General features: G+C 63.5%; 20 protein-coding genes and 1 pseudogene. 5 read left to right on the top strand and 16 right to left on the bottom strand.

Annotated features, from left to right (window positions below):
• Positions 1 to 5: 5 nt before the first annotated feature.
• Both D6Z43_RS07340 and D6Z43_RS07335 read right to left on the bottom strand, forming a co-directional pair.
• Positions 6 to 1,880 (bottom strand): di-heme-cytochrome C peroxidase, encoded by a 1,875-nt coding sequence (locus D6Z43_RS07340; RefSeq protein ID WP_120651311.1) that lies wholly within the window; start codon positions 1,878 to 1,880, stop codon positions 6 to 8.
• Between the two features lie 84 nt (positions 1,881 to 1,964).
• Positions 1,965 to 3,068: a GNAT family N-acetyltransferase/peptidase C39 family protein gene (locus tag D6Z43_RS07335; protein ID WP_120651310.1), complete on the bottom strand. Its 1,104-nt coding sequence runs from the start codon at positions 3,066 to 3,068 to the stop codon at positions 1,965 to 1,967.
• A gap of 223 nt (positions 3,069 to 3,291) precedes the next feature.
• Between D6Z43_RS07335 and D6Z43_RS07330 the strand changes: the two genes are divergently transcribed.
• A complete protein-coding gene (locus D6Z43_RS07330) occupies positions 3,292 to 4,578 on the top strand; it encodes a sigma-54-dependent transcriptional regulator (protein WP_371924408.1) in 1,287 nt (428 codons plus the stop codon).
• A gap of 93 nt (positions 4,579 to 4,671) precedes the next feature.
• Here D6Z43_RS07330 and D6Z43_RS07325 read toward each other — a convergent pair whose 3' ends face one another.
• The 3 genes from D6Z43_RS07325 to D6Z43_RS07320 form a co-directional block, all read right to left on the bottom strand.
• Positions 4,672 to 5,268 carry an NADPH-dependent FMN reductase gene (locus D6Z43_RS07325; RefSeq protein WP_120651308.1) on the bottom strand — a complete coding sequence of 199 codons (597 nt, stop codon included), beginning with the start codon at positions 5,266 to 5,268 and terminating at the stop codon, positions 4,672 to 4,674.
• Between the two features lie 374 nt (positions 5,269 to 5,642).
• Complete coding sequence (locus D6Z43_RS28715; RefSeq protein ID WP_371924407.1) at positions 5,643 to 6,197, bottom strand: methyl-accepting chemotaxis protein; 555 nt, start codon at positions 6,195 to 6,197, stop codon at positions 5,643 to 5,645.
• A 53-nt stretch (positions 6,198 to 6,250) separates the two neighbouring features.
• Positions 6,251 to 7,786, bottom strand: coding sequence for a methyl-accepting chemotaxis protein (locus tag D6Z43_RS07320; RefSeq protein WP_371924353.1), 1,536 nt, complete (start codon positions 7,784 to 7,786; stop codon positions 6,251 to 6,253).
• Positions 7,787 to 8,028: 242 nt separating this feature from the next.
• Between D6Z43_RS07320 and D6Z43_RS07315 the strand changes: the two genes are divergently transcribed.
• The 4 genes and pseudogenes from D6Z43_RS07315 (at position 8,029) to D6Z43_RS07305 (ending at position 12,488) form a co-directional block, all read left to right on the top strand.
• Positions 8,029 to 9,348 (top strand): Na+/H+ antiporter family protein, encoded by a 1,320-nt coding sequence (locus D6Z43_RS07315; RefSeq protein WP_120651307.1) that lies wholly within the window; start codon positions 8,029 to 8,031, stop codon positions 9,346 to 9,348.
• Between the two features lie 124 nt (positions 9,349 to 9,472).
• Positions 9,473 to 10,297, top strand: a pseudogene (locus tag D6Z43_RS28710) (cache domain-containing protein); the annotation flags it as partial.
• A gap of 36 nt (positions 10,298 to 10,333) precedes the next feature.
• A complete protein-coding gene (locus D6Z43_RS28705; RefSeq protein ID WP_371924406.1) occupies positions 10,334 to 11,155 on the top strand; it encodes a methyl-accepting chemotaxis protein in 822 nt (273 codons plus the stop codon).
• A gap of 286 nt (positions 11,156 to 11,441) precedes the next feature.
• On the top strand, positions 11,442 to 12,488 hold the full coding sequence (locus D6Z43_RS07305; protein ID WP_120651305.1) for an AI-2E family transporter: 1,047 nt from the start codon (positions 11,442 to 11,444) through the stop codon (positions 12,486 to 12,488).
• 68 nt (positions 12,489 to 12,556) lie between these two features.
• Here D6Z43_RS07305 and nuoN read toward each other — a convergent pair whose 3' ends face one another.
• The 11 genes from nuoN to nuoC all read right to left on the bottom strand — a co-directional run bounded on the left by nuoN (position 12,557) and on the right by nuoC (position 26,226).
• The gene (gene nuoN, locus D6Z43_RS07300) at positions 12,557 to 14,020 is read right to left on the bottom strand and encodes an NADH-quinone oxidoreductase subunit NuoN (RefSeq protein ID WP_120651304.1); all 1,464 of its coding nucleotides are present in this window, start codon (positions 14,018 to 14,020) and stop codon (positions 12,557 to 12,559) included.
• Between the two features lie 7 nt (positions 14,021 to 14,027).
• Positions 14,028 to 15,554: an NADH-quinone oxidoreductase subunit M gene (gene nuoM, locus D6Z43_RS07295; protein WP_120651303.1), complete on the bottom strand. Its 1,527-nt coding sequence runs from the start codon at positions 15,552 to 15,554 to the stop codon at positions 14,028 to 14,030.
• 25 nt (positions 15,555 to 15,579) lie between these two features.
• Positions 15,580 to 17,427, bottom strand: coding sequence for an NADH-quinone oxidoreductase subunit L (gene nuoL / locus D6Z43_RS07290; RefSeq protein WP_120651302.1), 1,848 nt, complete (start codon positions 17,425 to 17,427; stop codon positions 15,580 to 15,582).
• Entirely contained in the window at positions 17,424 to 17,732 is a 309-nt protein-coding gene (gene nuoK / locus D6Z43_RS07285) for an NADH-quinone oxidoreductase subunit NuoK (RefSeq protein WP_028628753.1), read from the bottom strand. Before nuoK ends, nuoL begins: the two co-directional genes overlap by 4 nt.
• Before the next feature lie 3 nt (positions 17,733 to 17,735).
• Complete coding sequence (nuoJ, locus tag D6Z43_RS07280) at positions 17,736 to 18,236, bottom strand: NADH-quinone oxidoreductase subunit J (RefSeq protein ID WP_120651301.1); 501 nt, start codon at positions 18,234 to 18,236, stop codon at positions 17,736 to 17,738.
• Positions 18,237 to 18,246: 10 nt separating this feature from the next.
• Positions 18,247 to 18,795 (bottom strand): NADH-quinone oxidoreductase subunit NuoI, encoded by a 549-nt coding sequence (gene nuoI, locus D6Z43_RS07275; RefSeq protein WP_028628751.1) that lies wholly within the window; start codon positions 18,793 to 18,795, stop codon positions 18,247 to 18,249.
• An 11-nt stretch (positions 18,796 to 18,806) separates the two neighbouring features.
• Entirely contained in the window at positions 18,807 to 19,799 is a 993-nt protein-coding gene (gene nuoH / locus D6Z43_RS07270; protein ID WP_120651300.1) for an NADH-quinone oxidoreductase subunit NuoH, read from the bottom strand.
• Positions 19,796 to 22,504 (bottom strand): NADH-quinone oxidoreductase subunit NuoG, encoded by a 2,709-nt coding sequence (gene nuoG, locus D6Z43_RS07265; protein ID WP_120651299.1) that lies wholly within the window; start codon positions 22,502 to 22,504, stop codon positions 19,796 to 19,798. Before nuoG ends, nuoH begins: the two co-directional genes overlap by 4 nt.
• Positions 22,505 to 22,604: 100 nt before the next feature.
• Positions 22,605 to 23,951, bottom strand: coding sequence for an NADH-quinone oxidoreductase subunit NuoF (gene nuoF / locus D6Z43_RS07260; RefSeq protein WP_120651298.1), 1,347 nt, complete (start codon positions 23,949 to 23,951; stop codon positions 22,605 to 22,607).
• Positions 23,948 to 24,448, bottom strand: coding sequence for an NADH-quinone oxidoreductase subunit NuoE (gene nuoE, locus D6Z43_RS07255; protein WP_120651297.1), 501 nt, complete (start codon positions 24,446 to 24,448; stop codon positions 23,948 to 23,950). The genes nuoF and nuoE overlap by 4 nt, the downstream gene beginning before the upstream one ends.
• Positions 24,445 to 26,226 (bottom strand): NADH-quinone oxidoreductase subunit C/D, encoded by a 1,782-nt coding sequence (nuoC, locus tag D6Z43_RS07250; protein ID WP_120651296.1) that lies wholly within the window; start codon positions 26,224 to 26,226, stop codon positions 24,445 to 24,447. Before nuoC ends, nuoE begins: the two co-directional genes overlap by 4 nt.
• Between the last annotated feature and the right edge of the window lie 40 nt (positions 26,227 to 26,266).

Raw genomic sequence — 26,266 nt, 5'->3', positions numbered from 1 at the left:
AGGGCTCAGCCCTGGCAGTCCGGGCCGGGATTCCACGGCTTGGCCTGGACGGGGGTGAGCTGGCTTTCCTGCGTCGGGTCACCCAGCACCTTGAGGTACTCGATCAGCGCCAGTCGTTCGTCCGGGGACAGGGCGCGGCCGATCACGCCGTCCTTGCGGCAACCATCACGGAACTCGTGGCCGTGGTTGCCGTTGCCCTTGATCGAGGTATCCAGCAGGAAGCTTCCGGGGAAGGCCGTGGTCTGGAATCCGACGAACTTCGGGTCGTACTCGAAGCTGCCGACATGGAACTGACTGGCCCGCTCGGTGATGGGAGAGAGCAATTGGAACAGGGTCGGAACCGAGCCGTTGTGCAGGAATGGTGGTGTCGCCCAGATGCCATCCAGGGGGCGAGCCTTGTAGCCGCGCTTCTCCTGCACGCCGATGGGCAGGCCGAAGCCGTCCATGTTCGCGCGCTCTTCGCCGGAGATGCCGGCCTGCTTGTAGGCCTGCTCCTCTACGAAGGAGGTGATATAGGCCAGGCCCTTGGCGCTGGAAACCTTGCTGAAGTCCACCTGCTCCAGACTTGCGCCGAATAGTTTCACGTCGAGCTTGGCCAGTTGTTCGCGGGTCCAGCCCAGCTTGCTGATGTCGAAGCGGTGATCGGCGATGTTGTCGGCCGTGGTGGAGTCGGTGCCAACAATGTCGACGGGCACGATACGCATGTGCCATTCCGGGTCGCGGCCGGGCGCCATGCGTTGCTCGAGCGGCACCACGTTGGGGGCATGGCAGTAAGCGCAGTTCTCGACGAAGAGGGCGCGGCCCTGGCTCGCACGGGCCAGGTCTACCTTGCCGAAGATGGCCTCCGGCCAGGTGGGCGGGGCGAGTTTCTTCAGGGTTTCCTCGAGGGTATGGAGATCACGCACGCGCACGCTGGAGGCGTAGCGGTCGGCTTCCGGCACCTGGCCACCGTCCGCCTGGAAAAGGTGCAGGCTGGCACCCACGCCTAGCGCTTCGCCTATGTTGCGGGCCATGGGTTGCATGGCAGAGCCGTTCCACTGCACCCAGTCGAACTTCCAGATGTCCCAGAGGTGCGGGTAGCTCACCGGGGCATCGGCAATGCGGTAGTTGTCGGGGCTGATGGCGTCGCCATAGACGCTGTTGGCGATACGGCCGAAGGCATCAGTGCGGCCGAAACCTTCCTCGGTGGGGTAGAGCCCCCGATGGGTATCGTTCCACGCGGTGCCGAGCAGGCGGTCAAGGACTTGCTTGAACTCGCTGCGCAGCTCCTTCTTGCCCTCCGGGTAGCGCTCGCCCAGTACCTGTTCGGCGAAGCGGCTGAACTTCAGCGGGTTGTAGTAGGTGAACGCCATGCTCATGCCAAGCGCCTGGCCGAAGCTGCCGCCGCGCAGGGTCGGCACGGTGGACGCCAGGGAGTGCAGTGCAGCGCCACCGTCGATACGCACGGCCTGACCCTTGTAGCGCAACTCGCCGGTATGGCAGGCGGCACAACTGATATCCAGATACTGCGCGCCGGTTTTCTCGTCCTCGTGGCGTGCCATGCCCACCGGCAGGTTGCCGGGGTTCAGTGGCGTGGCTTTCTGTTGTGGGTCGACCAGGAAACCGAAACGCGCCAGGTACTCAGGGCGGGCGAACTTGTCCTGGGAGAAGGGCAGTTCCAAAGCTGTGAACCACTCGTAGCGCAGACCTTTAACCGTAGTGCCCTGAGGGGTGTAGTAGTAGGTCTGGCGCTCCTGGTCGCTCCACTGTGCCTGGTAGTGCAGCTGGCTGGGCACCTGGTAGGCCGGAAGGTTGGGGTTGGCGATGTAGTAGAGGATGACCGCCAGGCCGGCGAGCAGGAGAACAAGCACCAACCATAGGACACGGCGTAGGACGCGCATCAGATACTTCCCTGTAACTTGACGAAATTACCTACCTTATGCCAATCGGTAGGGGTATTGGCAAGGTGCTACTACGCAATAGTGCTAAGTCCCGCGTGGATAAAGCACGACCGCCGCGCGGCGCTTGCCCTGACCGAAGCGGCTGATGCGTTCGAACTCGCGGTGAGGCACCGGTACATGCTGGCAGTCCTGGGGGTGTCGTTGCAGGCTGCGCTCAGCGTTGGGGTCGTGCAGGTAGATGAAATTGCGGTCGCAATCGGTAACCAGGATCCAGTGTGGCGCCCGGCTGCGGCTGCGGCGATGACCATCCACCAGCACCAAAGGCTGGCCCCCTGCCTCCAGTAGCGGCTTCAGATCCAGCTCGTCGCCCAGATGCTGCTCGATGTCGGTGTCCTGCAGGGCGCTACAGAAGTCTTCATGGGCCTGGCGAATAACCTCGCGCTTGCCGGCGTTGCGCTCCTCTTCGAGAAACAGCGGGCCCCGGTCGCTCAGCTCCAGCCTGACCCGGAAGCCCCGACGCCAGGCGGCCAACGCGAGGCCGTGCGGGCTGCAGCCGCCGTGGCCGCCTTGCATATGCACGCTGCTGGCCTCGCGCCACAGGCGCAGTTCGTCCTGATGGTTGCCGGGCACGCCCCCGTCCAGTGCGCCCATGGCCATCAACAGACAGGCCGGGCCGCAGGTGAACTCGGTGGTCTGGCCGTAATACGGGACTGGCCGATGCAGCGCCTGCGGGTGCTGGACTACACGCTTCTCCATGCGCAGTGCTTCGCGATGGTCGGGGAAGAAGTCAGTGAGCAGCCCAAGGTTGCTGTAGCCGTTGCGCTCGAACAGGCTCACTGCCTGGCGGTCGTCCGGACATACCTCCAGCCGCAGGTAGGCGCAGTCGTGTTCGCGGGCACTGGCTTCCGCGGCGACCAGCAGACGCTGGCCGATGCCGTTGCCACGGGCACGCGGGTCGGTGGCGATGGAGTGCAGGCGGGCAAGGCTGCTACCCCGACGGAAGAGAGCAAGGGCATAGCCGAGGAGGGCATGGCCATCGCCCTCGGACACCACCAGGCTGGCATTGGCTTCCAGGATCATCCAGCGGAACTGCTGCCGGCTGAGGCGGGGTACCTCAAAGCAGCGACTCTCGAGCTCCACCAGTGCCGACAAGTCGTCGAGCCTGGCCTCACGCAGAAGCAGGTTCATGGCAGGGTCCTGCAAGGCAGGGAAGGAATCGCCCGAGTATTGGCCTTGATTGACACGCTGTCGAGACGCTTAAGAGGGGCCTATCCCACCTTAAGCGCGCAGCGAAATTGCGCTTATAGAGAAACGTTCCATAGAGCGTCAAAGTTCTTGCTAGCGTTACAAGTAGCGTCCACAAGCTGTTGTTTTTATTGATAAAGCAATTTTTTGGCGTCAAGGAAGGTTTATCTTGGAAGCGATCTCCTCTGCACCGAGACGTCTACTGCTGGTCGACCCATGCGATCACTGCCGGCGAATGTTGCCGCGTCTGGAAGAAGCCGGTTGGTCGGTGTCCAGTCAGAACCTCGACCAGGCCCTGGCAGCTACCTACGACATCGGGTTGTTGCGCTTGCGCAGCGACCACCTGACACGCCCGGAAGGGGTCAAGAACCTGATCAGTCGCAGTGGCACGGAATGGATTGCCCTGGTCGACCCGTTGGGCGAACCCGTGCCCGGTCTGGATGAGTTCATAGGTGAGTGGTTCTTCGATGCCCTGGCGCTTCCCGTGGACTTGCCGCGTCTGCAGGGTCTGCTGGGCCGTGCGTTCGGCATCGCCCGCCTGCGGGGCATCGGCAATCGTCGAGGCGACCAGCACGAACTGCTGGGCCAGAGCCGTCCGCTACGCGATTTGCGCAAGCAGCTGGCGCGTCTGGGACCGAGCGAGAAACCAGTGCTTATCCTCGGTGAAAGCGGTAGCGGCAAGGAGCTGGTAGCCCGCACCCTACATCGCATGTCGCGACGGGTGGCCGGCCCCTTTGTCAGTTTCAACTGCGGCGTACTGCCTGAGCCGGAAACCGCGAGCCTGTTATTCGGCCATCAGGGCAAGGTGGCGTCGGCCAATGGCGGCACGCTATTCCTCGATGCGATCCATGAGCTGCCCACTGGCCAGCAGGAGCGTTTGCTGACTTGCCTGCGCTCCAGGACCCTGCGTCACGCCGATGGAGAAGTGATGCCCCTGGATATCCGTGTCCTGGCGTCGGCGCGAGAGGAGCTGGGCGAACTGGTAGAGCAGGGGCATTTCCATCCGGGGTTGCGTCAGTGGTTGGATCAGAATCGCCTGATGATCACCCCGCTGCGCAAGCGCCAGGGAGACATTGCGCTACTGGCAGGCTACTTCGCCGATCTCTACAGCCTGGAGGCGGGGCGTCGACCCAGTCATTTCAGCGAAGAGGCGCTCGCTGCCATGGTTCGCCACCGCTGGCCTGGTAATGTGCGCGAGCTTGCCAGCCGAGTCCGGCGCGGCTATGCACTGGCGGAAAGCGGGCCTATCGAAGCGGCCGACCTGGGACTGCAGAGCGCCCCGATGGATGGCGCGCTGCTAGGGACGCTGGAGGACTACAAACGCCGGGCGGAGTACCAGGCGCTGTGTGATGCGTTGGCTCACTACAGCAGCAACCTCAGCCACGCGGCCAAGGTGCTGGGGGTGTCGCGGCCGACCTTCTACAGGCTGCTGCACAAGCATCAGTTGTTGTAGGTTTCGCGATGCTCGAGCGGGTGGGGGGTGGCTTTGCCACCCTTCGCAAATGAATTCACTCCCACAAGGGCCGCACGACCCAGGGCGGCGTGATCACATGCCGTTGGCGAAGGCCGGAATGCTCATGTCGATGGCTTCGCGCACTGGCTTCAGGGCTACCGCGTAGCGCGCGAGGATGTCCAGGTCGTAGTCCATGCGGGCACGGATGCGCTGGTCGTCTTCGCTCACCGGCTCGACGTCGTTCAGCACTTTTTCCACGCCACGAACGATCAGGTGCTCCGGCAGGTAGCAGAGACGGCAGTTCTTGTAGCTGGAAGCGCGCAGCTCGCTGATGGGGTAGCCACCACCGATCCCGGAGGAGACGCCCACCAGCAGGCCCGGCTTGTGCGCCAGTTCGGCCTTGCTGGCGTAGATGAAGAAGTTCTTGATGGCCGGGCAGGCCATGCCATTCCACTCGGGGGCGATCACTACCACCGCGTCAGCGTCGCGCAGTTGCTGCTGGTATTCGCTCCAGGGACCGGTGTTCTCGGCCGGCCACAGCGGCAGCGGACCTTCGCCGAGGTCGATGATGTTGCAGGATGTGGGGCTCACCTTGTCGAGGTCGATCAGGCGCTGGCGGACGAAGCGGGCGACCTTGCCCGATTGGCTGTTTGCACGGCTGGAGCCGGCGATCAGGACGATGTTCAGCATCTGGGGGTTCCTTGTTTAGACCGCAGGCAGGCTAGCCGGGGTGCCGATCGGCGGCAAGCGATCTGACGCCAGTTTGATGTGCCGATGGTGACAGGATTCGGAAAGGGAGGAGTGCGTCCTGCTTTCGCGAATGAATTCGCTCCTACAGGATCCGAGCACATACATATCGGTGCGCACGGACAGCTCCCTCGCCCTCAGGGTGAAGGGCTGGGGGTGAGGGAAGCCAGGTGTCGCTGGGTGTTCGCAGGGCAGACCTGCGGCCTGCTTGGCGATTGAAATCGCCCCGACAGAAGAGCGGAGCGTTGCTGGCGAGTATGAAGTCGCCGGCGCGCGTCACCCCTCGCCTTCTGGGAGAGGGGTGGGGGTGAGGGAGGTCAGGCGCGGAACTGCGCCATCAGCCCCTGTTGGTGGTTGGCCAGGCGGTTCAGCGCCTGGCTGACCTGGGCGGACTCCTCGGCCTGGCCGGAGAGCGATTCGGTGACGTCGCGGATCGCCGCCACGTTGCGGTTGATCTCCTCGGCCACCGCGCTCTGTTCCTCGGCGGCGCTGGCGATCTGCAGGTTCATGTCGGTGATCACCGTCACCGCTTCGCCGATGCGTTGCAGCGCAGTCACCGCCTGTTCCACCTGCTCGACACTGCCCTGGGCCTGGCGGTGGCTGCTGTGCATCGAACCGACCACCTCGCGCGTGCCGTTCTGCAGGCCCTCGATCACCTGGCGGATTTCCTCCACCGAGTCCTGGGTGCGCTTGGCCAGGTTGCGCACTTCATCGGCCACCACCGCGAAACCGCGGCCGGCCTCGCCGGCACGCGCCGCCTCGATGGCCGCGTTGAGCGCCAGCAGGTTGGTCTGCTCGGCGATGGCGCGGATCACTTCCAGCACCGAGCCGATCTGCTCGCTGCTGTTGGCCAGCGCCTGCACCTCTTCCATGGCCGCACTCATTTCGCTGGCCAGTTGCTCGATGGCGCTGGTGGTCTTGCCGATCACGCCGAGGCCTTCCTGGGTGGCGTGGTCGGCCCCCGCGCGGCTTCGGCGGCCTGGGCGGCGCTGCGGGCGACGTCCTGGGCGGTGGCGCTCATCTCGTTGGAGGCGGTGGCCACCTGGTCCACTTCGCGGTACTGCTGCTGCATGCCGGCGCTGGTCTGGCTGGCGATGGCGGCGGACTGGTCGGCGGTGCTGCGGGCGTCCTGCACCGAGCGTTTCACGTCGGCAATGATCGGCTGCAGCTTGTCGAGGAAGCGGTTGAACCAGCCGGCCAGTTCACCCAGTTCGTCCTGGCGGGCGTAGTCCAGGCGGCGGGTCAGGTCGCCTTCGCCACTGGCGATGTCCTTCAGCATACTGGCCACGCCGAGGATCGGCCGGGTCACGCCACGGGCGGTGAGCCATACCAGCAGCAGGCCGGCGACGCCGGCGACGAGGCCGATCAGCAGGCCGGTGAGGTTGGCGGTGTCGTTCTGCTGGTCGAGTTTGGCATCCAGTTTCAGGGCCGGTGCCAGCAGGACCTTCTCGGGAACTTCCAGCAATACGCTCCAGGGCGCGGCGGTGGGGATCGGCTTGAACGGCTGCATCACGCGCAGCATGCCGTCGTGCTCCATTTCCGCGGATTTGCCGGCCTGCAGATTGCTGGCAAGTTCCGCTGCCTTGTCACCGAAGGCCTTGTCCAGTTTGGCGCTGAGCAGACTGGCATCGCGGCTGTGGCCGGCGAGTAGGCCAGCTGGGCTGATGATGCTGACGTGGCCGTTGCCGTCATAGAGCTCGCGATTACCGGCCATGCTCAGTTGCTGCAGGCTCTCCAGGCTGATGTCCAGGCCCATGACGCCAACGGTCTTGCCGTTCAGTTGAAGCGGGAAGGCAATGCTGGTCATCAGTACCTGGCGGTCGCCCACGTTATCGAAGTAGGGGTCCAGCACACAGGCCTGGCCGGTTTTCATCGGGCAGGTGTACCAGGCGTTATAGGGCGCGCCGCTGGGGCCGGTGCTGCTGTCGGCGAGCAGTTCCTCGGTCATCGACTCGGATTCGAGCTTGCCGGGAGTCGGTTGGGACCAGTACAGGGAGAAGCGACCCTTGTCGTTGCTACCGAGCTCGGCCTGGTCGACGAAGAGTTCGTCCTTGCCGTCCAGGGCGTTGGGTTCGAAGACCAGGTACAGCCCCAGGATCTCCGGATTCGCCTCCAGGCTGGTGCGCACCTGGCGGGTCAGGTCTTCGCGCAGGTCAAAGGCGTCGAGGAAGCGTTTTTCAGCCTGTTCCTTGAGGAACAGGACCTGACGCGAGAAGCCTTTGCCGTACTGATAGTTGTCCATGAAGTAGCGCTGGATGCGGATGGCCTGGAGTTCCGAACGAGCTTGCAGGCTCTGTCGGGCGCTCTGGTCGAGCATCTGGCTGCTGTCGGCTTTCACCAGGCTGGCGCTGCGCTTGGACTGGTACAGGGACGAACCGACCAGCAGGGTCACGATGGCCAGCAGGCAGAGTCCGGCCAGCAGGGTGATCTTCCACTGGATGGACAGGCGATTGAACGGCATTGGGGCTTCCTTCTGTCTCGTCGGAACTTCATTCGTTGTCGGCGCGGCTGGCGATTTCTTGACGCAAAGACGACGAATAGCCGTGCGGAATGCACGAGGGCGCAATTTGCAGGCAAGAATTATGCACACTCCGACCAATATTCCGAACGCTTTTGACAGGAGGGGCCGCTTTCGGCAGAGTGCGCGCTTTTTTTTGCGGCAGAGTCCTTGGCTGGCAAGGCTCGAAGAACCGAGGAGTGGCGATGAATGCGGTAGTGGCGGCGGTGGGGATCATGCTGGTCCTCAGCCTGTGCCGGGTACATGTGGTGGTGGCCCTGATCATTGGTGCACTGGCGGGCGGCATGGTCGGTGGTCTGGGCGTCGACGGCGCCCTGGCGGCTTTCAACAAAGGTCTAGGTGGCGGTGCCACCGTGGCGCTGTCCTACGCGTTGCTGGGCGCATTCGCCGTGGCCATCGCTCGTTCCGGCCTGGCCCACGCGTTGGCCGACAAAGCCCTGGCGCTGGTGGGCAAGCAGGAGGCCAACGAGGGCGGTGCACTGAAATGGGGCCTGGTGGCGTTGCTGCTGTGCGTGGCGATCTCCTCGCAGAACATCCTGCCAATCCATATCGCGTTCATTCCGCTGCTGGTACCGCCACTTCTATATGTATTGACGCGCCTGGCCATCGACCGCCGCCTGATCGCCTGTGTGATCACCTTCGGCCTGATCACGCCTTACATGTTCTTGCCAGTGGGGTTCGGGAACATCTTCCTGAACGAGATTCTGCTGGCGAATGTGGTGAAAAGTGGCGTGGACGTTACCGGTGTGAATGTCACCGAGGCTATGTTGATACCGGCACTGGGCATGGTCGCCGGTCTTCTCATTGCGGTGTTCATCAGCTATCGCGGCAAGCGCATCTATGACCTGGAACGCATTGCCCAGGCCGAACAGGTCAGCGTTGCATACAACCCATTGAGCCTGGGTGTGGCGGGCGTGGCGATCGTGAGTGCCTTCGTGGTGCAGCTGTTGCTGGATTCGATGATCATCGGTGCGCTGCTGGGCTTCGTGATTTTCTCGGTGTCCGGCGTGGTGCGCTGGAAAGAGACGGACGATCTGTTCACCGAAGGCATGAAGATGATGGCGATGATCGGCTTCATCATGATTGCCGCCTCGGGCTTTGCCGAGGTGATGCGTGAAACCGGTCACGTCGCGACACTCGTGGACGCCTCCGCAGGCTGGATCGGCCACAGCAAGGCGCTCGGTGCGCTGCTGATGCTGCTGGTGGGTCTGCTTGTGACCATGGGCATTGGTTCATCCTTCTCCACGGTGCCCATCATCGCGGCCATCTTTGTGCCGCTGTGCGTGCAATTGGGTTTCAGCCCGCTGGCCATTGTCAGCATTGTCGGCACTGCTGGTGCCTTGGGTGATGCCGGTTCTCCGGCTTCCGACTCGACCCTGGGCCCTACCGCCGGCCTGAATGTGGATGGCCAGCACAACCATATCTGGGACACCGTGGTGCCGACCTTCCTGCACTACAACCTGCCGTTGCTGGCCTTCGGCTGGGTTGCGGCGATGGTGCTGTAGGGCGCGCCACAGCTGGTGTTCGTTTAGTTATTTCGACTCAGCGGTCGCTTAAGGTACGAGCGGGGTTGCCGATATATCGACAACCCCGCTGTGCGTTCTGGCCCTGCTTTCCGAGGATTGCTCGATGCGTTTGACTCTGAAGACCAAACTGTTGCTGCTGGCCCTGGTGCCGGTGATCCTCTTCGCGCTCGTGCTGTCTGGCGCCGTGACCAAGGTGATCCACAGCCTGGCCGAAAACGAGGTCAAGAACACCCGCGAGCGCCTGATTGCGGAGAGTCGCCTGGAGCTCAGGAACTACATGCAGATAGCCTTGGGATCGGTGCAGGCGCTCTATGACGCATCCGCGCCCGGCGACACCGCCAGCCGCGACCAGGCAATCGCCATCCTGTCGAAAATCAAGTACGGCAAGGACGGCTACTTCTTCGGTTACGACTCGCAGGTGGTTCGCCTGTTCCGCGGCGATAGCCCGGTGGACGTAGGCAAGAGCTTCACCGGTCGCAAGGACCCAAACGGCGTTGCGGTGAACGACCGTCTGGTGGCAGTGGCCAAGGACGGTTCCAACTATGTCGAGTACAGCTCGTCATTGCCGGGGAACGAGAGCGTCCTGGTTCCCAAGCTGGGTTACAGCTATTACCTGCCCAAGTGGGACATTGCGCTGGGCACCGCAGTTAACCTCGATGGCGTGGCTGCGCAGGTGGCCGAGGTGGAAGGAGAAATCGACGAGCGCGTAAGCACTATCGTGACCAGCGTGGCAGTAATCGCCGCAGTGCTGCTGGTGATCTTCGGCCTCGTCGGCCTGGGCCTGGCCAACGCCCTGGTGCGTCCGTTGCAGCGCATCAAGGCCAACCTGGATGACATCGCTGCTGGCGAAGGCGACCTGACCCGCCGTCTGGCAGTGGACAGCCAGGACGAACTGGGTGAGCTGGCGGGCTCCTTCAACCGTTTCGTCGAGAAGATTCACGGTCTGGTGCGTCAGATCGTCGACATGACTGGCCAGCTCACCAGCCTGGTGGGCGAGGTGGCAGCCCAGGCCCAGCGTTCCGAGCAGGCCATGGAGCGCCAGCGCCAGGAAACCGATCAGGTGGCGACGGCAATCAACGAGATGTCTGCCGCCGCCCATGAAGTGGCCAGGAGTGCCCAGGGGGCCGCCGAGGCCGCGCAGCAGACCGACCAGGAGGGCCAGGCCGCCAAGCAGGTGGTAGATGGCAGCATTACTCGAATTCATGCTCTGGTGGGCGATATCCGCAGCAGCGGCGTGTCTCTGGACAGCCTGCAACAGGATGTCCAGTCCATCGTCAGCGTGCTTGGCGTGATTCGCTCCATCGCCGAGCAGACCAACTTGCTGGCGCTCAATGCTGCCATCGAAGCGGCCCGTGCCGGTGAGGCGGGGCGGGGATTTGCCGTGGTCGCGGACGAGGTGCGTGCGCTGGCTAGTCGCACCCAGCAGAGCACGCAGGAAATCCAGGGCATGATCGACCGTCTGCAACAGGGTACCCAGGACGCCGTGACGGCCATGCGTCGTTCCAGCGATGCGGGAGATACCACCAGCAGCCAAGCGAACCAGGCCGGTGCGTCGCTGGATGCCATTGCCGGGCTGATCGGGACTATCAATGCGATGAACGCGCAAATCGCCAGTGCGGCTGAAGAGCAGACTGCGGTAGCTGAAGAGATCAATCGCAGCGTCCACCAGATCGCTGTTGCGGTGGACAGCGTGGCGGAAGAAACCCGCCACGGCGCCGAGACCGCTCGTAGCCTGTCGCAACTGGGCGATAGCCTCGGCGGACTGGTTCGCCAGTTCCGTATCTGATCGGCAGATCCCTTGGTAGGAGCGAGCTTGCTCGCGAAGAGTCCGAGCGCGCTATTTCGCGAGCAAGCTCGCTCCTACTCGTGCGGCGGTGAGTCCGGGCTACGATTTTCCCGTCTGCTTCGAGATGCCCCTTATAGGGGCAAAGCACGTCGGCATTCTGACCCGCGACCCTGCGGCTGACCCCGACAGGCGCCAAAAAAACACTTAGCACTTTTCCCGACTCGCTGCGGACTAACGCTGTAGGTTCTCTTCACCCTGCGGCACTGCCATGGCTTCTCAGCGGCAAATGCACAGCCGTACCCTGATCCTCCTTCTTGTGGTGGTATCGCTAGCTTTCTGCTGGATTTTGCTGCCTTTCTACGGAGCGGTTTTCTGGGCAGTGGTGCTGGCGGTGATCTTCAGCCCTTTGCAGCGCCAGCTTGCACTGCGTCTGGGTGGACGGGGCAATCTGTCGGCGATGATCACGCTGTTCCTCTGCCTGGTGGTAGCGGTGCTGCCGGTTTTGCTCATCGGCCTGATGTTGGTGCAGGAAGGCGCGGACTTCTACCACCGGCTCGAGTCCGGAGAGCTGGATATTGGCGCGTACGTGAACCAATTCAGGGAGTTGCTGCCGAGATTCCTCCAGCGTCAGCTGGATCGCCTGGGCATTGGCAATTTCAACGGTCTGCGTGACCGCATCGTCAGCGGGATGCTGCAGGGCAGCCAGTTCCTCGCTACCAAGGCTTTCGCCATCGGCCAGAACACCTTCGAGGCGGTGGCGGGCTTCTTCGTGATGCTCTACCTGTTGTACTTCTTTCTCCGCGATGGCTACGAAGTAGCGCGCAACGTGCGCATGGCCATACCCCTCGGCGAGCAGCACAAGCGTCGATTGCAGATCAAATTCACCCGCGTGGTACGCGCCACGGTCAAAGGCAACATAGTGGTCGCCATTGTCCAGGGGGCGCTGGGCAGCCTGGTGTTCTGGTTCATGGATATCCAGAGCCCGGTGTTCTGGGGCGTCATGATGGCATTTCTGTCCCTGCTGCCACTGGTGGGTGCCGGCCTGATCTGGGGGCCCGTGGCGCTGTTCTTCGTGCTTAATGGAGCGCTCTGGGAAGGTGTGGGTCTGGCGCTGTTCGGCATCCTCGTGATCGGCCTGGTGGACAATTTTCTGCGGCCGATGCTGGTGGGCAAGGACACGCGCATGCCGGACTATCTGGTGCTGATTTCCACCTTGGGCGGGCTGTCGCTGTTCGGCCTCAACGGCTTCGTCATCGGCCCGCTGATCGCGGCATTGTTCGTTGCGAGTTGGGACCTGTTCACCGAGGCGGGCAAGAAAGTGATGCTGCCATAGGCGGGTGTGCTTTCCGCCAGGAACGAAAAACCCGGCACATGGCCGGGTTTTCGTTTCTCGGGTTCCGCTTAGTTGGCCAGGGCCACCAGACCTGAGTGCTGGACCAGGTCCAGCAGCGGCTGCGGGTAGACGCCGAGGAAGAACGCCAGCAGGGCGACGAACAGCAGCATGATGCCGCCGGCACGTTGGGCCCAGTGCAGGTCGGCGTCGTGGCGACGCAGGTTCGGCTCGACCAGGAACAGGGTGACCATGACGCGCAGGTAGTAGAACACGCCGATGGCGCTACCCAGGACCATGGCGCCCAGCAGCCACCACAGGCCGGACTCGACACCGGCGGCGATCACGAAGAACTTGCCGATGAAGCCGGCAGTGAGCGGGATGCCGGCCAGGGACAGCATCATCACGGTGAGCACTGCGGTCAGGTACGGACGGCGCCAGAACAGGCCGCGGTACTCGTACAGGGCGTCGCAGTCACGGCCGCTGTACGGGGTGGACATCAGGGTGACCACACCGAAGGCGCCCAGGCTGGTCAGCACGTAGGTGGCCAGGTAGACACCGATGGCTTCCACCGCCAGGCCCTTGCTCGCGATCAGCGCCACCAGCAGGTAGCCGAAGTGCGCGATCGAGGAGTAACCCAGCAGACGCTTGATATTGTTCTGCACCAGGGCCAGCAGGTTGCCGAAGAGGATGGAGGCGATGGCGATGACGGTCAGCAGGTCGTTCAGCCAGCCACCGGCGGTGGCCGGGGACAGTTGGTACAGACGCAGCAGAACAGCGAACACGGCGACTTTGCTGGCGGTGGCCAGGAACGCCGCCACCGGCGCCGGGGCGCCTTCGTACACGTCCGGGGTCCAGAGGTGGAATGGAACCAGGGAGAGCTTGAACGCCAGGCCGATGAGCATCATGCCGATGCCGAGCTGGGACAGCACGCTGGAGGTGCCTGCAGCGGTCAGCTGGCTGAAGCTCAGGCTGCCGGCATCGGCGTAGAGCAGAGCCATGCCGAACAGCAGGAAGGCGGAGCCTGCGGCGGACAGCACCATGTACTTGATGCCGGCTTCCAGGGAACGCTTGTTGAAGAAGGCGTACGCCACCAGGCCGTATACCGGTACCGAAAGCAGTTCCAGGCCGATGAACAAGCCAGCGAGGTGCTGCGCGGTGACCAGCACCAGACCGCCAGCGGCGGACAGGAGGATCAGCAGGTACATCTCTTCGCGGTTGCCCGGATAGCCCTTGCCCGACTCACCGCCCAGGTAGGCGTGGATCAGTGTGACGCAGGCGAGGGTGCCGGCCAGGACCAGCGCCATGTAATAGGCGCCGAAGTTGTCGACCATCATCAGCGGGGTCACTTCCAGGGGAGCGACCTTGAGTGCCGGGACGATGGAAAGCAGGGCGAGGTTCAGACCGATGACCGAAAGGCCGAAGGTCCAGGAGTGGTGCCGCTTCCAGGCGATGGCCAGCATGACCACAACTATCGTGGCGCAGGTGACCAGCAGCGGTAGCAGGGCGATCAGGTGTTGAGTCGTGAATTCCATAACCTACTTACCGGGCAACGAGTTGATTGACGGCGGAATCCAGCCACTGGTGCACGCCATGCATGGTCGCAGCGGAGGTATCCAGTACCGGTTGCGGGTAAACGCCGAGCAGGATCAACAGGGCGGCGAGGCCCAGGACCATGGTCAGCTCGCGATAGCGCAGGCCTTCGTAGGCGTTTTCGTTCTTCGCCGGACCGAAGTAGGCGCGGTGGATCATGATCAGCGAGTAGACCGATCCGAACACCAGGCCAGTGGAAGCCAGTACGGCAATCCACGGCACTTGCTGGAACGAACCGACCAGGATCAGGAACTCGCCGACGAAGTTGCCGGTACCCGGCAGGCCCAGTGCGGCGGCAGCGAAGAACAGGCTGATGGCCGGCAGGTAAGGCATACGGTTCCAGATACCGCCCATCTCGCGCATGTCACGGGTGTGCAAGCGTTCGTACAGCTGGCCGCACAGGATAAAGAGCGCGGCAGCGGAGAGGCCGTGGGCGATCATCTGCACGATGGCGCCCTGCAGGGCGATCTGGCTGCTGGAGTAAATGGCGATCAACACGAAGCCCATGTGCGAAACGCTGGAGTAGGCCACCAGGCGCTTGATGTCGGTCTGGGCGAACGACAGCAGGGCACCGTAGACAATGGCGAACACACCCAGCCACTGGGCGATTGGCGCGAACTCGGCCGACGCGTTGGGGAACAGCGGCAGGGCGAAGCGGATCATGCCGTAGGCGGCAGTCTTGAGCAGGATGCCGGCGAGGTCCACGGAGCCAGCGGTCGGGGCCTGGGCGTGGGCATCGGGCAGCCAGGAGTGGAACGGCACCACCGGGAACTTCACCGCGAAGGCGATGAAGAAACCGAGCATCAGCAGGTACTCGGTACCCGGGGCGAGCTGGGCTTTCAGCAGGTCGGCGTAGTTGAAGGTCAGCACGCCGGTATTGCTGTAGTTCACCAGCACCAGGCCGAGGATGGCCACCAGCATGATCAGGCCGCTGGCCTGGGTGTAGATGAAGAACTTGGTGGCGGCGGTGATCCGGGTCTTGCCCTTGCTGCCGCTATGACCCCAGAGCGCGATGAGGAAGTACATCGGCACCAGCATCATTTCCCAGAAGAAGAAGAACAGGAACAGGTCGATGGCGAGGAACACGCCGACCACGCCGCCGAGGATCCACATCAGGTTGAGGTGGAAGAAGCCGACGCGGTTCTGGATTTCACGCCAGGAGCAGAGCACGGACAGCACACCGAGCAGGCCGGTGAGGACGATCATCAGGATAGAGATGCCGTCCAGGGCCAGGTGGATGGTGACGCCGAAACGCTCGATCCACTGCACCTTGAACTCCTCCGCCCACGCCGGATCGGTGCCGGGAGCAGGGGCCAGAGTGAAGTCGCCGGTCGCCCACAGCCAAAGGCCGAGGACGAACAGCAGGGACATGGTCAGCAAGGCGATCCAGCGTGGCAGGGTGGCGCTGAAGCGCTCACCCTGCCAGCAGAGCAGGCCGCCGATGAAGGGAATCAGGATTAGCCAGGGCAGAATCATGACGGGCTCAATTCCTTAAGAAGATTCAGGTCAGCAGCACGGCGCCGAGCACGAGCACGGCTCCGCCGACGATGGATACGGCGTACCAGCGCAGCTGGCCGGTCTGGCTACGGCTGAGGGCAAAGTTGCCGCCCCTTACCACGCGTGGAACCAGGCCGATGGTGCCGTCGATGGGATCGCGACGGAGCAGGCGGCAGACCAGCAGGTAGGGTTTGACGAACAGCAGGTCGTAGAGCCAGTCGAAGCCCCAGGCGGCGTACCACCAGGCACCAAGGAAGCGGCCCGGCGCACTCTGGGCGAGTGCGCTGACGAAACGGCGCTTGCCAAGGAAGAGCAGGGCGGCCAGCAGGATGCCCGCCAGGGCGATGGCACCCGAGGCGATTTCCAGGCTGTGCTTGGCTTCGCCACCGGCGTGGCCGACGCTTTCCGGCAGTACACCGGCCAGCGGCGGGGTGATCAGTGCGCCAATGAAGGTAGAGAGCACGATCAGCACGCTCAGCGGCAGCCAGTGGGCGACGCCGTGACCAGCGTGAGCTTCGGTCTTCGCTTCACCGTGGAAGGCGATGAATATCAGGCGGAAGGTGTAGATCGAGGTCAGGAAGGCGCCCGCCAGACCGGCGTAGAGCAGACCGGAGTGGCCACTGGCGAAGGCTTCCCAGAGGATCTCGTCCTTGGAGTAGAAGCCCGCGGTGACCAGCGGCAGGGCCGCCAGGGCCGCACCACCTACGATGAAGCTCGCGTAGGCCAGCGGCAGTTTCTTCCACAGGCCACCCATCTTGAAGATGTTCTGCTCGTGGTGGCAGGCGTTGATCACCGCACCCGAAGCGAGGAACAGCAGAGCCTTGAAGAAGGCGTGGGTCATCAGGTGGAAAATCGCCGCATCCCATGCGCCAACGCCGAGGGCGAGGAACATGTAGCCGATCTGGCTCATGGTGGAGTAGGCGAGGATTCGCTTGATGTCGGTCTGCACCAGGGCGGCGAAGCCAGCCAGGACCAGGGTTACGCCACCCACGATGCCGACCAGTTCGAGGATTTCCGGAGTCAGCAGGAACAGGCCGTGGGTACGGGCGATCAGGTAGACGCCCGCGGTCACCATGGTAGCCGCGTGGATCAACGCGGAAACCGGAGTCGGGCCCGCCATCGCGTCCGCCAGCCAGGTCTGAAGCGGCAGCTGGGCGGATTTGCCCACTGCGCCGCCGAGCAGCATCAGGGTCGCGACCCAGAGCCAGGCGTCACCGGCCACGTACTTCTCGGGGGCCAGCTTCATCAGTTCCTGGATGTTCAGGGTACCCAGGTGGAAGAACAGGATGAACAGCCCGATGGCCATGAACACGTCACCCACGCGGGTGACGATGAAGGCCTTGAGTGCCGCGTTACCGTTGGGCGTGTGCTTGAAGTAGAAGCCGATCAGCAGGTACGAGCACAACCCCACGCCTTCCCAACCGAAGTAGAGGAACAGCAGGTTATCGCCCAGCACCAGGAACAGCATGCTGGCGATGAACAGGTTGGTGTAGGCGAAGAAGCGGGAGTAGCCCTCTTCACCGCGCATGTACCAGGAAGCGAACAGGTGGATCAGGAAGCCGACGCCGGTGACCACGCCGAGCATGGTCAGGGACAGGCCGTCCAGGTAGAGGGTGAAGCTGGGCGCGAAGCCCGCCACGCTCATCCACTGCCAGAGCACCTGGGTGTAGACACCGCCTTCCGGCGGGGCCACGTTGAACTGCCAGATGATCCAGGCGGCGATCAGGGCCGAGAGGCCCACGGATCCGACGCCGATGACGGCGGATGTGTTTTCGGAGAAACGCCCGCGGGAGAAGGCCAGGATGAACCAGCCGAGCAGCGGGAACAGGCAAGTGAGGAATAGAAGGTTCATCCGCGCATCTCGCTGGCAGCGTCGATATCGAGGGTATGGAAGCGGCGGTACAGCTGCAGCAGGATTGCCAGGCCGATACTGGCTTCGGCGGCTGCAAGGCTGATCACCAGAATGAACATGATCTGGCCGTCAGGCTGGGCCCAACGGGCGCCGGCGACCACGAAGGCCAGCGCGGCAGCGTTCATCATGACTTCCAGGCTCATGAGCACGAAGAGGATGTTGCGGCGCACCATGAGGCCCGTGAGGCCCAGGCAGAAGAGTATGCCGGCGACCGCGAGGCCATGTTCCAGTGGGATTGCGTTCATGGCTTATTCCTTAGCTTCGTGGCGGCCGAGGTGGAAGGCGGCGACCAGGGCTGCCAGCAGCAGCATGGAAGCCAGCTCCACGGCCAGCAGGTACGGGCCGAAGAGGGCGATGCCAACTGCCTTGGCGTCCACGGTGGTGTGACCGATGGTGGCACCAGTGGCATTGCCGAACAGCACGTAGAGCAGTTCGGCCAGCAGGACGAGGGAGAGTAGGGCCGGACCGGTCCAGATGCCGGGCTTGAGCCACTTCTTCTCCTGTTCTGCAATCGCAGGTCCGAGGTTCAGCATCATCACCACGAAGACGAACAGCACCATGATGGCGCCGGCATAAACGATGATTTCGAGGGCGCCGGCGAACGGCGCGCCGAGGGCGAAGAAGCACATCGACACCGCCAGCAGCGAGACGATGAGGTACAGCAGGGCATGCACCGGGTTGGTGTTTGTGATTACCCGCAGGGTGGAGACAACGGCCACACCAGCGGCGAAATAGAAGGCGAATTCCACGCGTGTCTCCTTAGGGCAGCAGGCTCTTCACGTTGATCGGCTCGGCCTCGTTCTGCGCGGCGCCTTTCGGCTTGCCGGCAATGGCCATACCCGCCACGCGATAGAAGTTGTAGTCCGGGTTCTTACCCGGGCCGGAGATCAGCAGGTCTTCCTTCTCGTACACCAGGTCCTGGCGCTTGAACTCGCCCATCTCGAAATCCGGGGTCAGCTGGATCGCGGTGGTGGGGCAGGCTTCTTCGCACAGGCCGCAGAAGATGCAGCGGGAGAAGTTGATGCGGAAGAACTCGGGGTACCAGCGTCCGTCCTCGGTCTCAGCCTTCTGCAGGGAAATGCAGCCGACAGGGCAGGCCACGGCGCAGAGGTTGCAGGCTACGCAACGCTCTTCGCCATCGGGGTCGCGGGTGAGGACGATGCGGCCGCGGTAGCGCGGCGGCAGGTACACGGGCTCTTCCGGGTATTGCAGGGTGTCACGCTTGCGGAAGGCATGGCCGAAGATCATCACCAGGCTGCGAAGCTGGGTGAAGGTGCCATGCACGACGTGGATGATTTCTTTGATCATGGTGTTTCTCCTTACTGGGCCGCGGCCAGCACGAGCGCGCCGGTCACCAGCAGGTTGATCAGGGTCAGCGGCAGGCACACCTTCCAGCTGAAGGCCATCACCTGGTCATAGCGCGGGCGCGGGATCGACGCACGCAGCAGGATGAACAGCATGATGAAGAAGGCGGTCTTGAGCGCGAACCAGATGAAGGGGATCTGCGGCAGGATGCCGAACGGGCCATGCCAGCCGCCGAAGAACAGGGTCACGAGCAGGGCGGAGATCAGCACAATGCCGATGTACTCACCCACGAAGAACATGCCCCATTTCATGCCGGCGTATTCGATGTGGTAGCCGTCGGCCAGTTCCTGTTCCGCTTCCGGCTGGTCGAACGGGTGACGGTGAGTCACGGCGACGCCAGCGATGAAGAAGGTACAGAAGCCGAAGAACTGCGGAATGATGAACCACAGGTGTTGGGCCTGGTATTCAACGATGTCGCGCATGTTGAAGGAGCCGACCTGGGCCACGATGCCCATCAGCGACAGCGCCAGGAACACCTCGTAGGAGATGGTCTGGGCCGAGGCACGCAGGCTGCCGAGCAGGGCGAACTTGTTGTTGCTCGACCAGCCGGCGAAGAGCACCGCGTAGACCGCGATGCCGGCCATGGCGAAGAAGAACAGCACGCCGATGTTCAGGTCGGCCACGCCCCATGTGGGGGTGACCGGCACCACGGCAAACGCGATCAACAGGGCACTCATCGCGATGATGGGCGCCAGGGTGAAGATCAGCTTGTCGGCGAACGGCGGGGTCCAGTCTTCCTTGAAGAACATCTTGATCATGTCCGCGCCAAGCTGGAAGGCGCCGAACGGGCCTACGCGGTTCGGGCCGTATCGGTCCTGCCACAGACCCAACAGACGGCGTTCCACCCAGGAGAGCAGCGCACCGGTCACGACCACCCCGAGCAGGATGACGATGGCTTTGAGGACGGTGACGACGATGTCGATCAGTTCGGGCGTCAGCCAACTCATTGCGCGGACTCCTGTACGGCAGTGACGACGGCACCGGCGAAGACCGCCGGGATACCCGGCAGACCGGCAGGCAGGCCGATCAGGCCGATGCCCATTTCTTCCTTGACGGCAAGCGGCAGACGCAGGGTCTGGCCATTGACGGTCAGGGCGATAAGGGCGCCGTCATTGACGCCGAGGCGATCGGCTTCGTCCTTGGCCATGGCCACGTAGGGCTGCGGGATGCGTTCTTGCACCGGAGCGGCGCGGGAACTGTTCTCCTCGCTGCCGAACAGGTGGTGCAGAGGCACGGCCTGCCAGGTGCCCTGAGCCGGGTTGAACGCAGCATTGATGCAGAACCAGGGCAATGCCTGGCCCTTGGCTTCGATCAGGCGAACGCCCGGGTCGCCAGCGCGCAGGTGGCCACCGACTTCGTCCTGGAACTTGTTCCAGGCTTGCGGGGAGTTCCAGCCCGGAGACCAGGCGAACGGAATCTGCTGACGGTCTTCCTTGGTACCGGCATAGCCTTCCATGGAGAAGGCGAAGGCGGAGTCCTTGTCCTGGGGCTGACGCGGCTCGTGCACGCTGATATTGGCGCGCATGGCAGTACGACCGCTGTAGCGGTGCGGCTCGCGGGCGAGTTTCATCCCCTTGATGCGGAACGTAGCGCTCGGTGCGGCGTCGCGGATAGAGGCCAACAATGGGCTGCTGTCGGCGCAAGCTGCGGTGACCTGGTCCAGCTGGGTCCAGTCGACGGCCTTGCCTTGCAGAGTGCTGTGCAGAGCATGCAGCCAGCGCCAGCCTTCGCGAACGAGGATGTTGGCGTCGTAGTAGGTCGGATCGAAGACCTGGAAGAAGCGCTGGGCGCGCCCTTCAAGGCTGACCAGGGTGCCGTCGCCTTCAGCGAAGCTGGCGGCCGGCAGCACCAGATGGGCACGTTCGACGGTAGCAGTCTGCTGATGGTCGGCAACGATGACGACCTTGGCAGCGGCGAGGGCGGCATCGACCTTGCCGGCGTCGGCGCGGCGGTACAGGTCATTCTCGAGAATGACGACTGCATCGGCCTTGCCGGCGGTCAGCGCTTCGAGAGCGGCGTCGACGGATTCACCACCGAAGAGAGCCAGGCCCATGCTGTTCGCTTCTGGTACCACCAGGCTGAGGGAACCGTTCTTTTCACGGTTCTTCAGTGCGCTGGCGATGTTGGCAGCGGCTTCGATCAGGGCTTTCTCGCCAAGGGAGGCGCCGGAGATGATCAGCGGACGTTTGGCAGCGAGCAGGGCGTCGGCGATGCGCTTGACCAGCTCGGCGGCTTCGCTTTCCAGGCCTTCCACGGCCGGTGCGCTCGGGTCGATGGCGTGGGCAACAGCGAAACCGATGCGGGCGAGGTCGGCCGGGGCAGCGTGGACACTTTCAGCGGCGACGTCGTCCAGCCGGGTGGCGGCAACGCTGGCAATGAACAGCGGGTTCAGCGCGTCCTGGGCGACGTTCTGCACAGCGGCCATGTGCCAATCCTGGATCTTCATCGAGGCGGCGATTTCAGTGGCCTTGCCCTTGACGGCCTGACGCAGGGCCAGGGCCATGCGGGCTGCTGTCTGGGTCAAGTCTTCGCCGAGGACGAAGATCGCGTCGTGCTTCTCGACGTCTCGCAGGGTGGGCACCGGCAGCGGGCCGTTCTGCAGGATGTCGCGAATCAGGCGCAGGTTAGCCAGTTCGTTTGCGGCGATGCCAGAGTAGAAGTTCTCTCCACCGACCAGCTCACGCAGGGCGAAGTTGCCTTCGAGGCTGGCGCGCGGCGAGCCAATACCAATCACGCGCTTGCCTTTCAGCAGCTCGGCGGCCTTGTCCAAGGCGGCGTCCAGGCCCAGTTGCTGGTTACCCAGTCGCGGCTGGCGCGGACGGTCGTCGCGGTTGACGTACCCGTAACCGAAGCGACCGCGGTCGCAGAGGAAGTACTGGTTAACCGAGCCGTTGAAGCGGTTCTCGATGCGGCGGATTTCGCCGTAACGCTCGCCGGGGCTGATGTTGCAGCCACTGGAGCAGCCATGGCAGATGCTCGGGGCGAACTGCATGTCCCACTTGCGGTTGTAGCGCTCGGAGTGGGTCTTGTCGGTGAACACGCCAGTCGGGCAGACCTCGACCAGGTTGCCCGAGAACTCGCTCTCGAGGGTGCCGTCTTCGACGCGGCCGAAGTACACGTTGTCGTGGGCGCCGTAGACGCCGAGGTCGGTGCCGCCAGCGTAATCCTTGTAGTAACGCACGCAGCGATAGCAGGCGATGCAACGGTTCATCTCGTGAGCGATGAACGGACCGAGTTCCTGGTTCTGGTGGGTACGCTTGGTGAAGCGATAGCGACGGGCGTTGTGGCCGGTCATTACCGTCATGTCCTGCAGGTGGCAGTGACCACCTTCCTCGCACACCGGGCAGTCGTGCGGGTGGTTGGTCATCAGCCATTCGACGACGCTGGCGCGGAACTGCTTGGCCTCTTCGTCGTCGATGGAAATCCAGCTGTTATCGGTGGCGGGAGTCATGCAGGACATGACGAGGCGACCACGCTTGTCGTTCTCGTCGGTGTACTGCTTGACCGCGCACTGGCGGCAGGCGCCGACGCTACCGAGCGCCGGGTGCCAGCAGAAGTAGGGGATGTCGAGTCCGAGTGACAGACAGGCCTGCAGGAGGTTGTCTGCACCATCGACTTCGAGCGTCTTGCCGTCTACGTGGATAGTGGCCATGGTTCAGTCTTCATCTGCCCGTGTGACCGGGCTTTGGCTAATGGAATCTGCGTGCGCGCGGGGCCGTTCTTGCGGCCGCCGCTGCGCTTATTCTCTTGCCTCAGGCGCCGACGGGAATCGGGCGCGCTGCCGGAGTCTGGCTGGCGATGCCTGCCTCGAACTCCGGACGGAAATATTTCATCGCACTGCCCAGCGGCTCGACGGCACCCGGTGCGTGGGCGCAGAAGGTCTTACCTGGGCCGAGGAAGCTGACGAGCTGCTCCAGTGTCTCCAGGTCGCCCGCCTGGCCTTCACCGCGTTCAAGGGCACGGAGGACCTTTACGCTCCAGGGCAGGCCGTCTCGGCATGGTGTGCACCAGCCGCACGACTCGCGCGCGAAGAACTCCTCCATATTGCGGAGCAGGGAGACCATGTTGATGCTGTCGTCCACGGCCAGCGCGAGGCCGGTACCCATACGAGTGCCCACCTTGGCGATGCCGGCGGCGTACATGGGAGCGTCCAGGTGTTCCGGGAGCAGGAAGCCGGTGCCGGCACCGCCGGGCTGCCAGGCTTTCAGCTTGAAGCCATCACGCATCCCACCAGCGTAGTCTTCGAACAGCTCGCGAGCAGGAACGCCGAAGGGCAGTTCCCAGAGACCGGGGTTCTTCACCTTGCCGGAGAAGCCCATGAGCTTGGTGCCCATGTCTTCGCTGCCCGGGCGGGCGAGGGTCTTGTACCAGTCCACGCCGTTGGCGACGATCGCCGGCACGTTGCACAGTGTCTCGACGTTGTTGACGCAGGTGGGCTTGCCCCAGACGCCGACGGCGGCAGGGAAGGGCGGCTTGGAGCGCGGGTTGGCGCGGCGGCCTTCCAGGGAGTTGATCAGGGCAGTCTCTTCACCACAGATATAACGGCCGGCGCCGGTGTGGACGAAGAGTTCGAAATCGAAGCCCGAGCCCAGGATGTTCTTGCCCAGCAGGCCGGCGGCCTTGGCTTCATCGATGGCGCGGTTGAGGTTGCGCGCTGCGTCGACGTACTCACCCCGCAGGAAGATGTAGCCGCGATAGGCCTTGAGGGCGCGGGCGCTGATCAGCATGCCTTCCACCAGCAGGTGCGGCAGCTGTTCCATCAGCATGCGGTCCTTCCAGGTGTTGGGCTCCATTTCGTCCGCGTTGCACAGCAGGTAGCGGATGTTCATGGATTCGTCGGCCGGCATCAGGCCCCACTTCACACCGGTGGGGAAGCCCGCACCGCCGCGGCCCTTGAGGCCGGAGTCCTTTACCTGCTGCACGATGTCGGCCTGGGCCATATCGGTCAGGGCCTTGCGAGCGGCGGCGTAGCCGTTCTTCTGCTGGTATTCGTCGAGCCACACCGGCTGCGCGTCTTCGCGCAGGCGCCAGGTCAACGGATGGGTTTCTTCGCTGCGGGCGATTCGGTTGGCCGGGCCAATGGAGGTGAGGGTCTTCATTGGTAGGCCTCCAGCAGCATGGCAACGCCGTCAGGTTGTACGTCGCCGAAGGTGTCGTCGTCGATCATCACGGCCGGAGCCTTGTCGCAGTTGCCCAGGCAGCAGACCGGCAGCAGGGTGAACCGACTGTCGGTGGTGGTCTGGCCGAGGCCGATGCCGAGCTGCTTCTGCATTTCGGCAACGACGGACTCGTGGCCGCCAACGTAGCAGGTCATGCTGTCGCACACGCGGATGACGTGGCGGCCGACCGGCTGACGGAAGATCTGGCTATAGAAGGTCGCCACGCCTTCGACGTCGCTGGCGGGGATGCCGAGGATCGCACCAATGGCGTCAGCGGCGCCGTCCGGCACCCAGCCACGTTCCTTCTGGACGATCTTGAGGGCTTCGATGGACGCCGCACGCGGGTCCTCGTAGTGATGCATTTCGTGCTCGATGGCCGAGCGCTCGGTTTCGCTGAGTACGAAACGGTCGGTCTGGATAAGGGTGCTCATGATCAGCGGTCCACGTCAGCCATTACGAAGTCGATACTGCCCAGGTAGGCGATCAGGTCTGCCACCATGCTGCCGCGGATCACCGAGGGAATCTGCTGCAGGTGGGGGAAGCTGGGCGTCCGGATCCGGGTGCGGTAGCTCATGGTGCTGCCGTCGCTGGTCAGGTAGTAGCTATTGATGCCCTTGGTCGCCTCGATCATCTGGAAGGCTTCGTTGGCCGGCATGACCGGGCCCCAGGAAACCTGCAGGAAGTGGGTGATCAGGGTTTCGATGTGCTGCAGCGTGCGCTCTTTCGGCGGCGGCGTGGTCAGCGGGTGGTCCGCCTTGTACGGGCCTTCCGGCATGTTCTTGAGGCACTGGTCGATGATGCGGATGCTCTGGCGCATTTCTTCCACACGGACCATGCAGCGATCGTAGGCGTCGCCGTTATGGGCCAGCGGAACTTCGAACTCGAAGTTCTCGTAGCCGGAGTAGGGGCGTGCCTTGCGCAGGTCGAAGTCGCAACCGGTGGAGCGCAGGCCAGCACCGGTGACGCCCCACTCCAGGGCTTCCTTGGTGTTGTACTGCGCGACGCCGATGGTACGGCCACGCAGGATGCTGTTTTGCAGGGCGGCCTTTTCGTACTCGTCGAGGCGCTTGGGCAGCCATTCGACGAACTCTTTCACCAGGCCATCCCAGCCGCGGGGCAGGTCGTGGGCGACGCCGCCGATGCGGTACCAGGCCGGGTGCAGGCGGAAGCCGGTGACGGCTTCGATGACCTTGTAGGCGCGCTGGCGGTCGGTGAAGGTGAAGAACACCGGGGTCATGGCGCCGACGTCCTGGATATAGGTACCCAGGAACAGCAGGTGGCTGGTGATTCGGAAGAACTCGGCCATCATCACGCGGATGAAGTCGACGCGCTGCGGCACCTTGATGCCGGCGAGCTTCTCGACCGCAAGCACGTACGGCAGGTTGTTCATCACGCCGCCGAGGTAGTCGATACGGTCGGTGTACGGAATGAAGCTGTGCCAGGACTGGCGCTCGGCCATCTTCTCGGCGCCGCGGTGGTGGTAACCGACTTCCGGCACGCAGTCGACGATTTCTTCGCCATCCAGCTGCAGGATGATGCGGAAGGCACCGTGGGCGGAGGGGTGGTTCGGGCCGAGGTTGAGGAACATGTAGTCCTCGTTCTCGCCGTGGCGCTTCATACCCCAGTCTTCCGGGCGGAAGCGCGCGGCTTCTTCTTCAAGCTGGTGCTTGGCCAGGGTCAGGCTGAAGGGATCGAATTCGGTGGCGCGCGCCGGGTAGTCCTTGCGCAGCGGGTGACCTTCCCAGGTGTTGGGCATCATGATCCGCGACAGGTGCGGATGGCCGGCGAAGGTGATGCCGTACATGTCCCAGACTTCCCGCTCGTACCAGTTGGCGTTGGGCCAGATACCGGTGACGGTTGGAAGGTTGAGGTCGCCCTCGGACAAGGCGACTTTGATCATCACGTCACTATTACGCTCCAGCGACATCAGGTGGTAGAACACCGTGAAGTCGGCATTCGGCAAGCCGCGGCGCTGGGTACGCAGGCGCTCGTCGACGCCATGCAGGTCGTACAGCATGACGTAGGGGCGCGGGAGATTGCGCAGAAACGTGAGGACGTCGATCAGCTTGTCGCGGGCGACCCAGATCACCGGCATTCCGGTTCGGGTCGACTGGATGGTCAGGCTTTCGGCGCCAAAGCGGGAATTGAGCTCTACGACGACGTCTTGGTCGTCAGCCTTATAAGGCGGAATAGACAGAACGGTGTCTGCAGTCATGGTCTCGGTCGCTATCGGTCAACGTAAAGAATGAGCCTGG

It is taken from the genome of Pseudomonas sp. DY-1, from assembly GCF_003626975.1.
Taxonomy (GTDB): domain Bacteria; phylum Pseudomonadota; class Gammaproteobacteria; order Pseudomonadales; family Pseudomonadaceae; genus Metapseudomonas.
This window is presented reverse-complemented; position numbering and strand designations above follow the sequence as displayed.

Excerpts from the sequence above, each read along its gene's own strand:
- nuoF (WP_120651298.1), bottom strand. The coding sequence starts at position 23,951 with ATGAAGACCCTCACCTCCATTGGCCCGGCCAACCGAATCGCCCGCAGC.
- D6Z43_RS07305 (WP_120651305.1), top strand. The coding sequence starts at position 11,442 with ATGCACAGCCGTACCCTGATCCTCCTTCTTGTGGTGGTATCGCTAGCT.
- nuoI (WP_028628751.1), bottom strand. The coding sequence starts at position 18,795 with ATGATCAAAGAAATCATCCACGTCGTGCATGGCACCTTCACCCAGCTT.
- D6Z43_RS07325 (WP_120651308.1), bottom strand. The coding sequence starts at position 5,268 with ATGCTGAACATCGTCCTGATCGCCGGCTCCAGCCGTGCAAACAGCCAA.
- nuoL (WP_120651302.1), bottom strand. The coding sequence starts at position 17,427 with ATGAACCTTCTATTCCTCACTTGCCTGTTCCCGCTGCTCGGCTGGTTC.
- nuoN (WP_120651304.1), bottom strand. The coding sequence starts at position 14,020 with ATGGAATTCACGACTCAACACCTGATCGCCCTGCTACCGCTGCTGGTC.
- nuoK (WP_028628753.1), bottom strand. The coding sequence starts at position 17,732 with ATGAACGCAATCCCACTGGAACATGGCCTCGCGGTCGCCGGCATACTC.
- nuoH (WP_120651300.1), bottom strand. The coding sequence starts at position 19,799 with ATGAGTTGGCTGACGCCCGAACTGATCGACATCGTCGTCACCGTCCTC.
- D6Z43_RS28705 (WP_371924406.1), top strand. The coding sequence starts at position 10,334 with ATGACTGGCCAGCTCACCAGCCTGGTGGGCGAGGTGGCAGCCCAGGCC.
- D6Z43_RS07335 (WP_120651310.1), bottom strand. The coding sequence starts at position 3,068 with ATGAACCTGCTTCTGCGTGAGGCCAGGCTCGACGACTTGTCGGCACTG.
- D6Z43_RS28715 (WP_371924407.1), bottom strand. The coding sequence starts at position 6,197 with ATGGAAGAGGTGCAGGCGCTGGCCAACAGCAGCGAGCAGATCGGCTCG.
- D6Z43_RS07320 (WP_371924353.1), bottom strand. The coding sequence starts at position 7,786 with ATGCCGTTCAATCGCCTGTCCATCCAGTGGAAGATCACCCTGCTGGCC.
- nuoM (WP_120651303.1), bottom strand. The coding sequence starts at position 15,554 with ATGATTCTGCCCTGGCTAATCCTGATTCCCTTCATCGGCGGCCTGCTC.
- nuoC (WP_120651296.1), bottom strand. The coding sequence starts at position 26,226 with ATGACTGCAGACACCGTTCTGTCTATTCCGCCTTATAAGGCTGACGAC.
- D6Z43_RS07340 (WP_120651311.1), bottom strand. The coding sequence starts at position 1,880 with ATGCGCGTCCTACGCCGTGTCCTATGGTTGGTGCTTGTTCTCCTGCTC.
- D6Z43_RS07315 (WP_120651307.1), top strand. The coding sequence starts at position 8,029 with ATGAATGCGGTAGTGGCGGCGGTGGGGATCATGCTGGTCCTCAGCCTG.
- nuoG (WP_120651299.1), bottom strand. The coding sequence starts at position 22,504 with ATGGCCACTATCCACGTAGACGGCAAGACGCTCGAAGTCGATGGTGCA.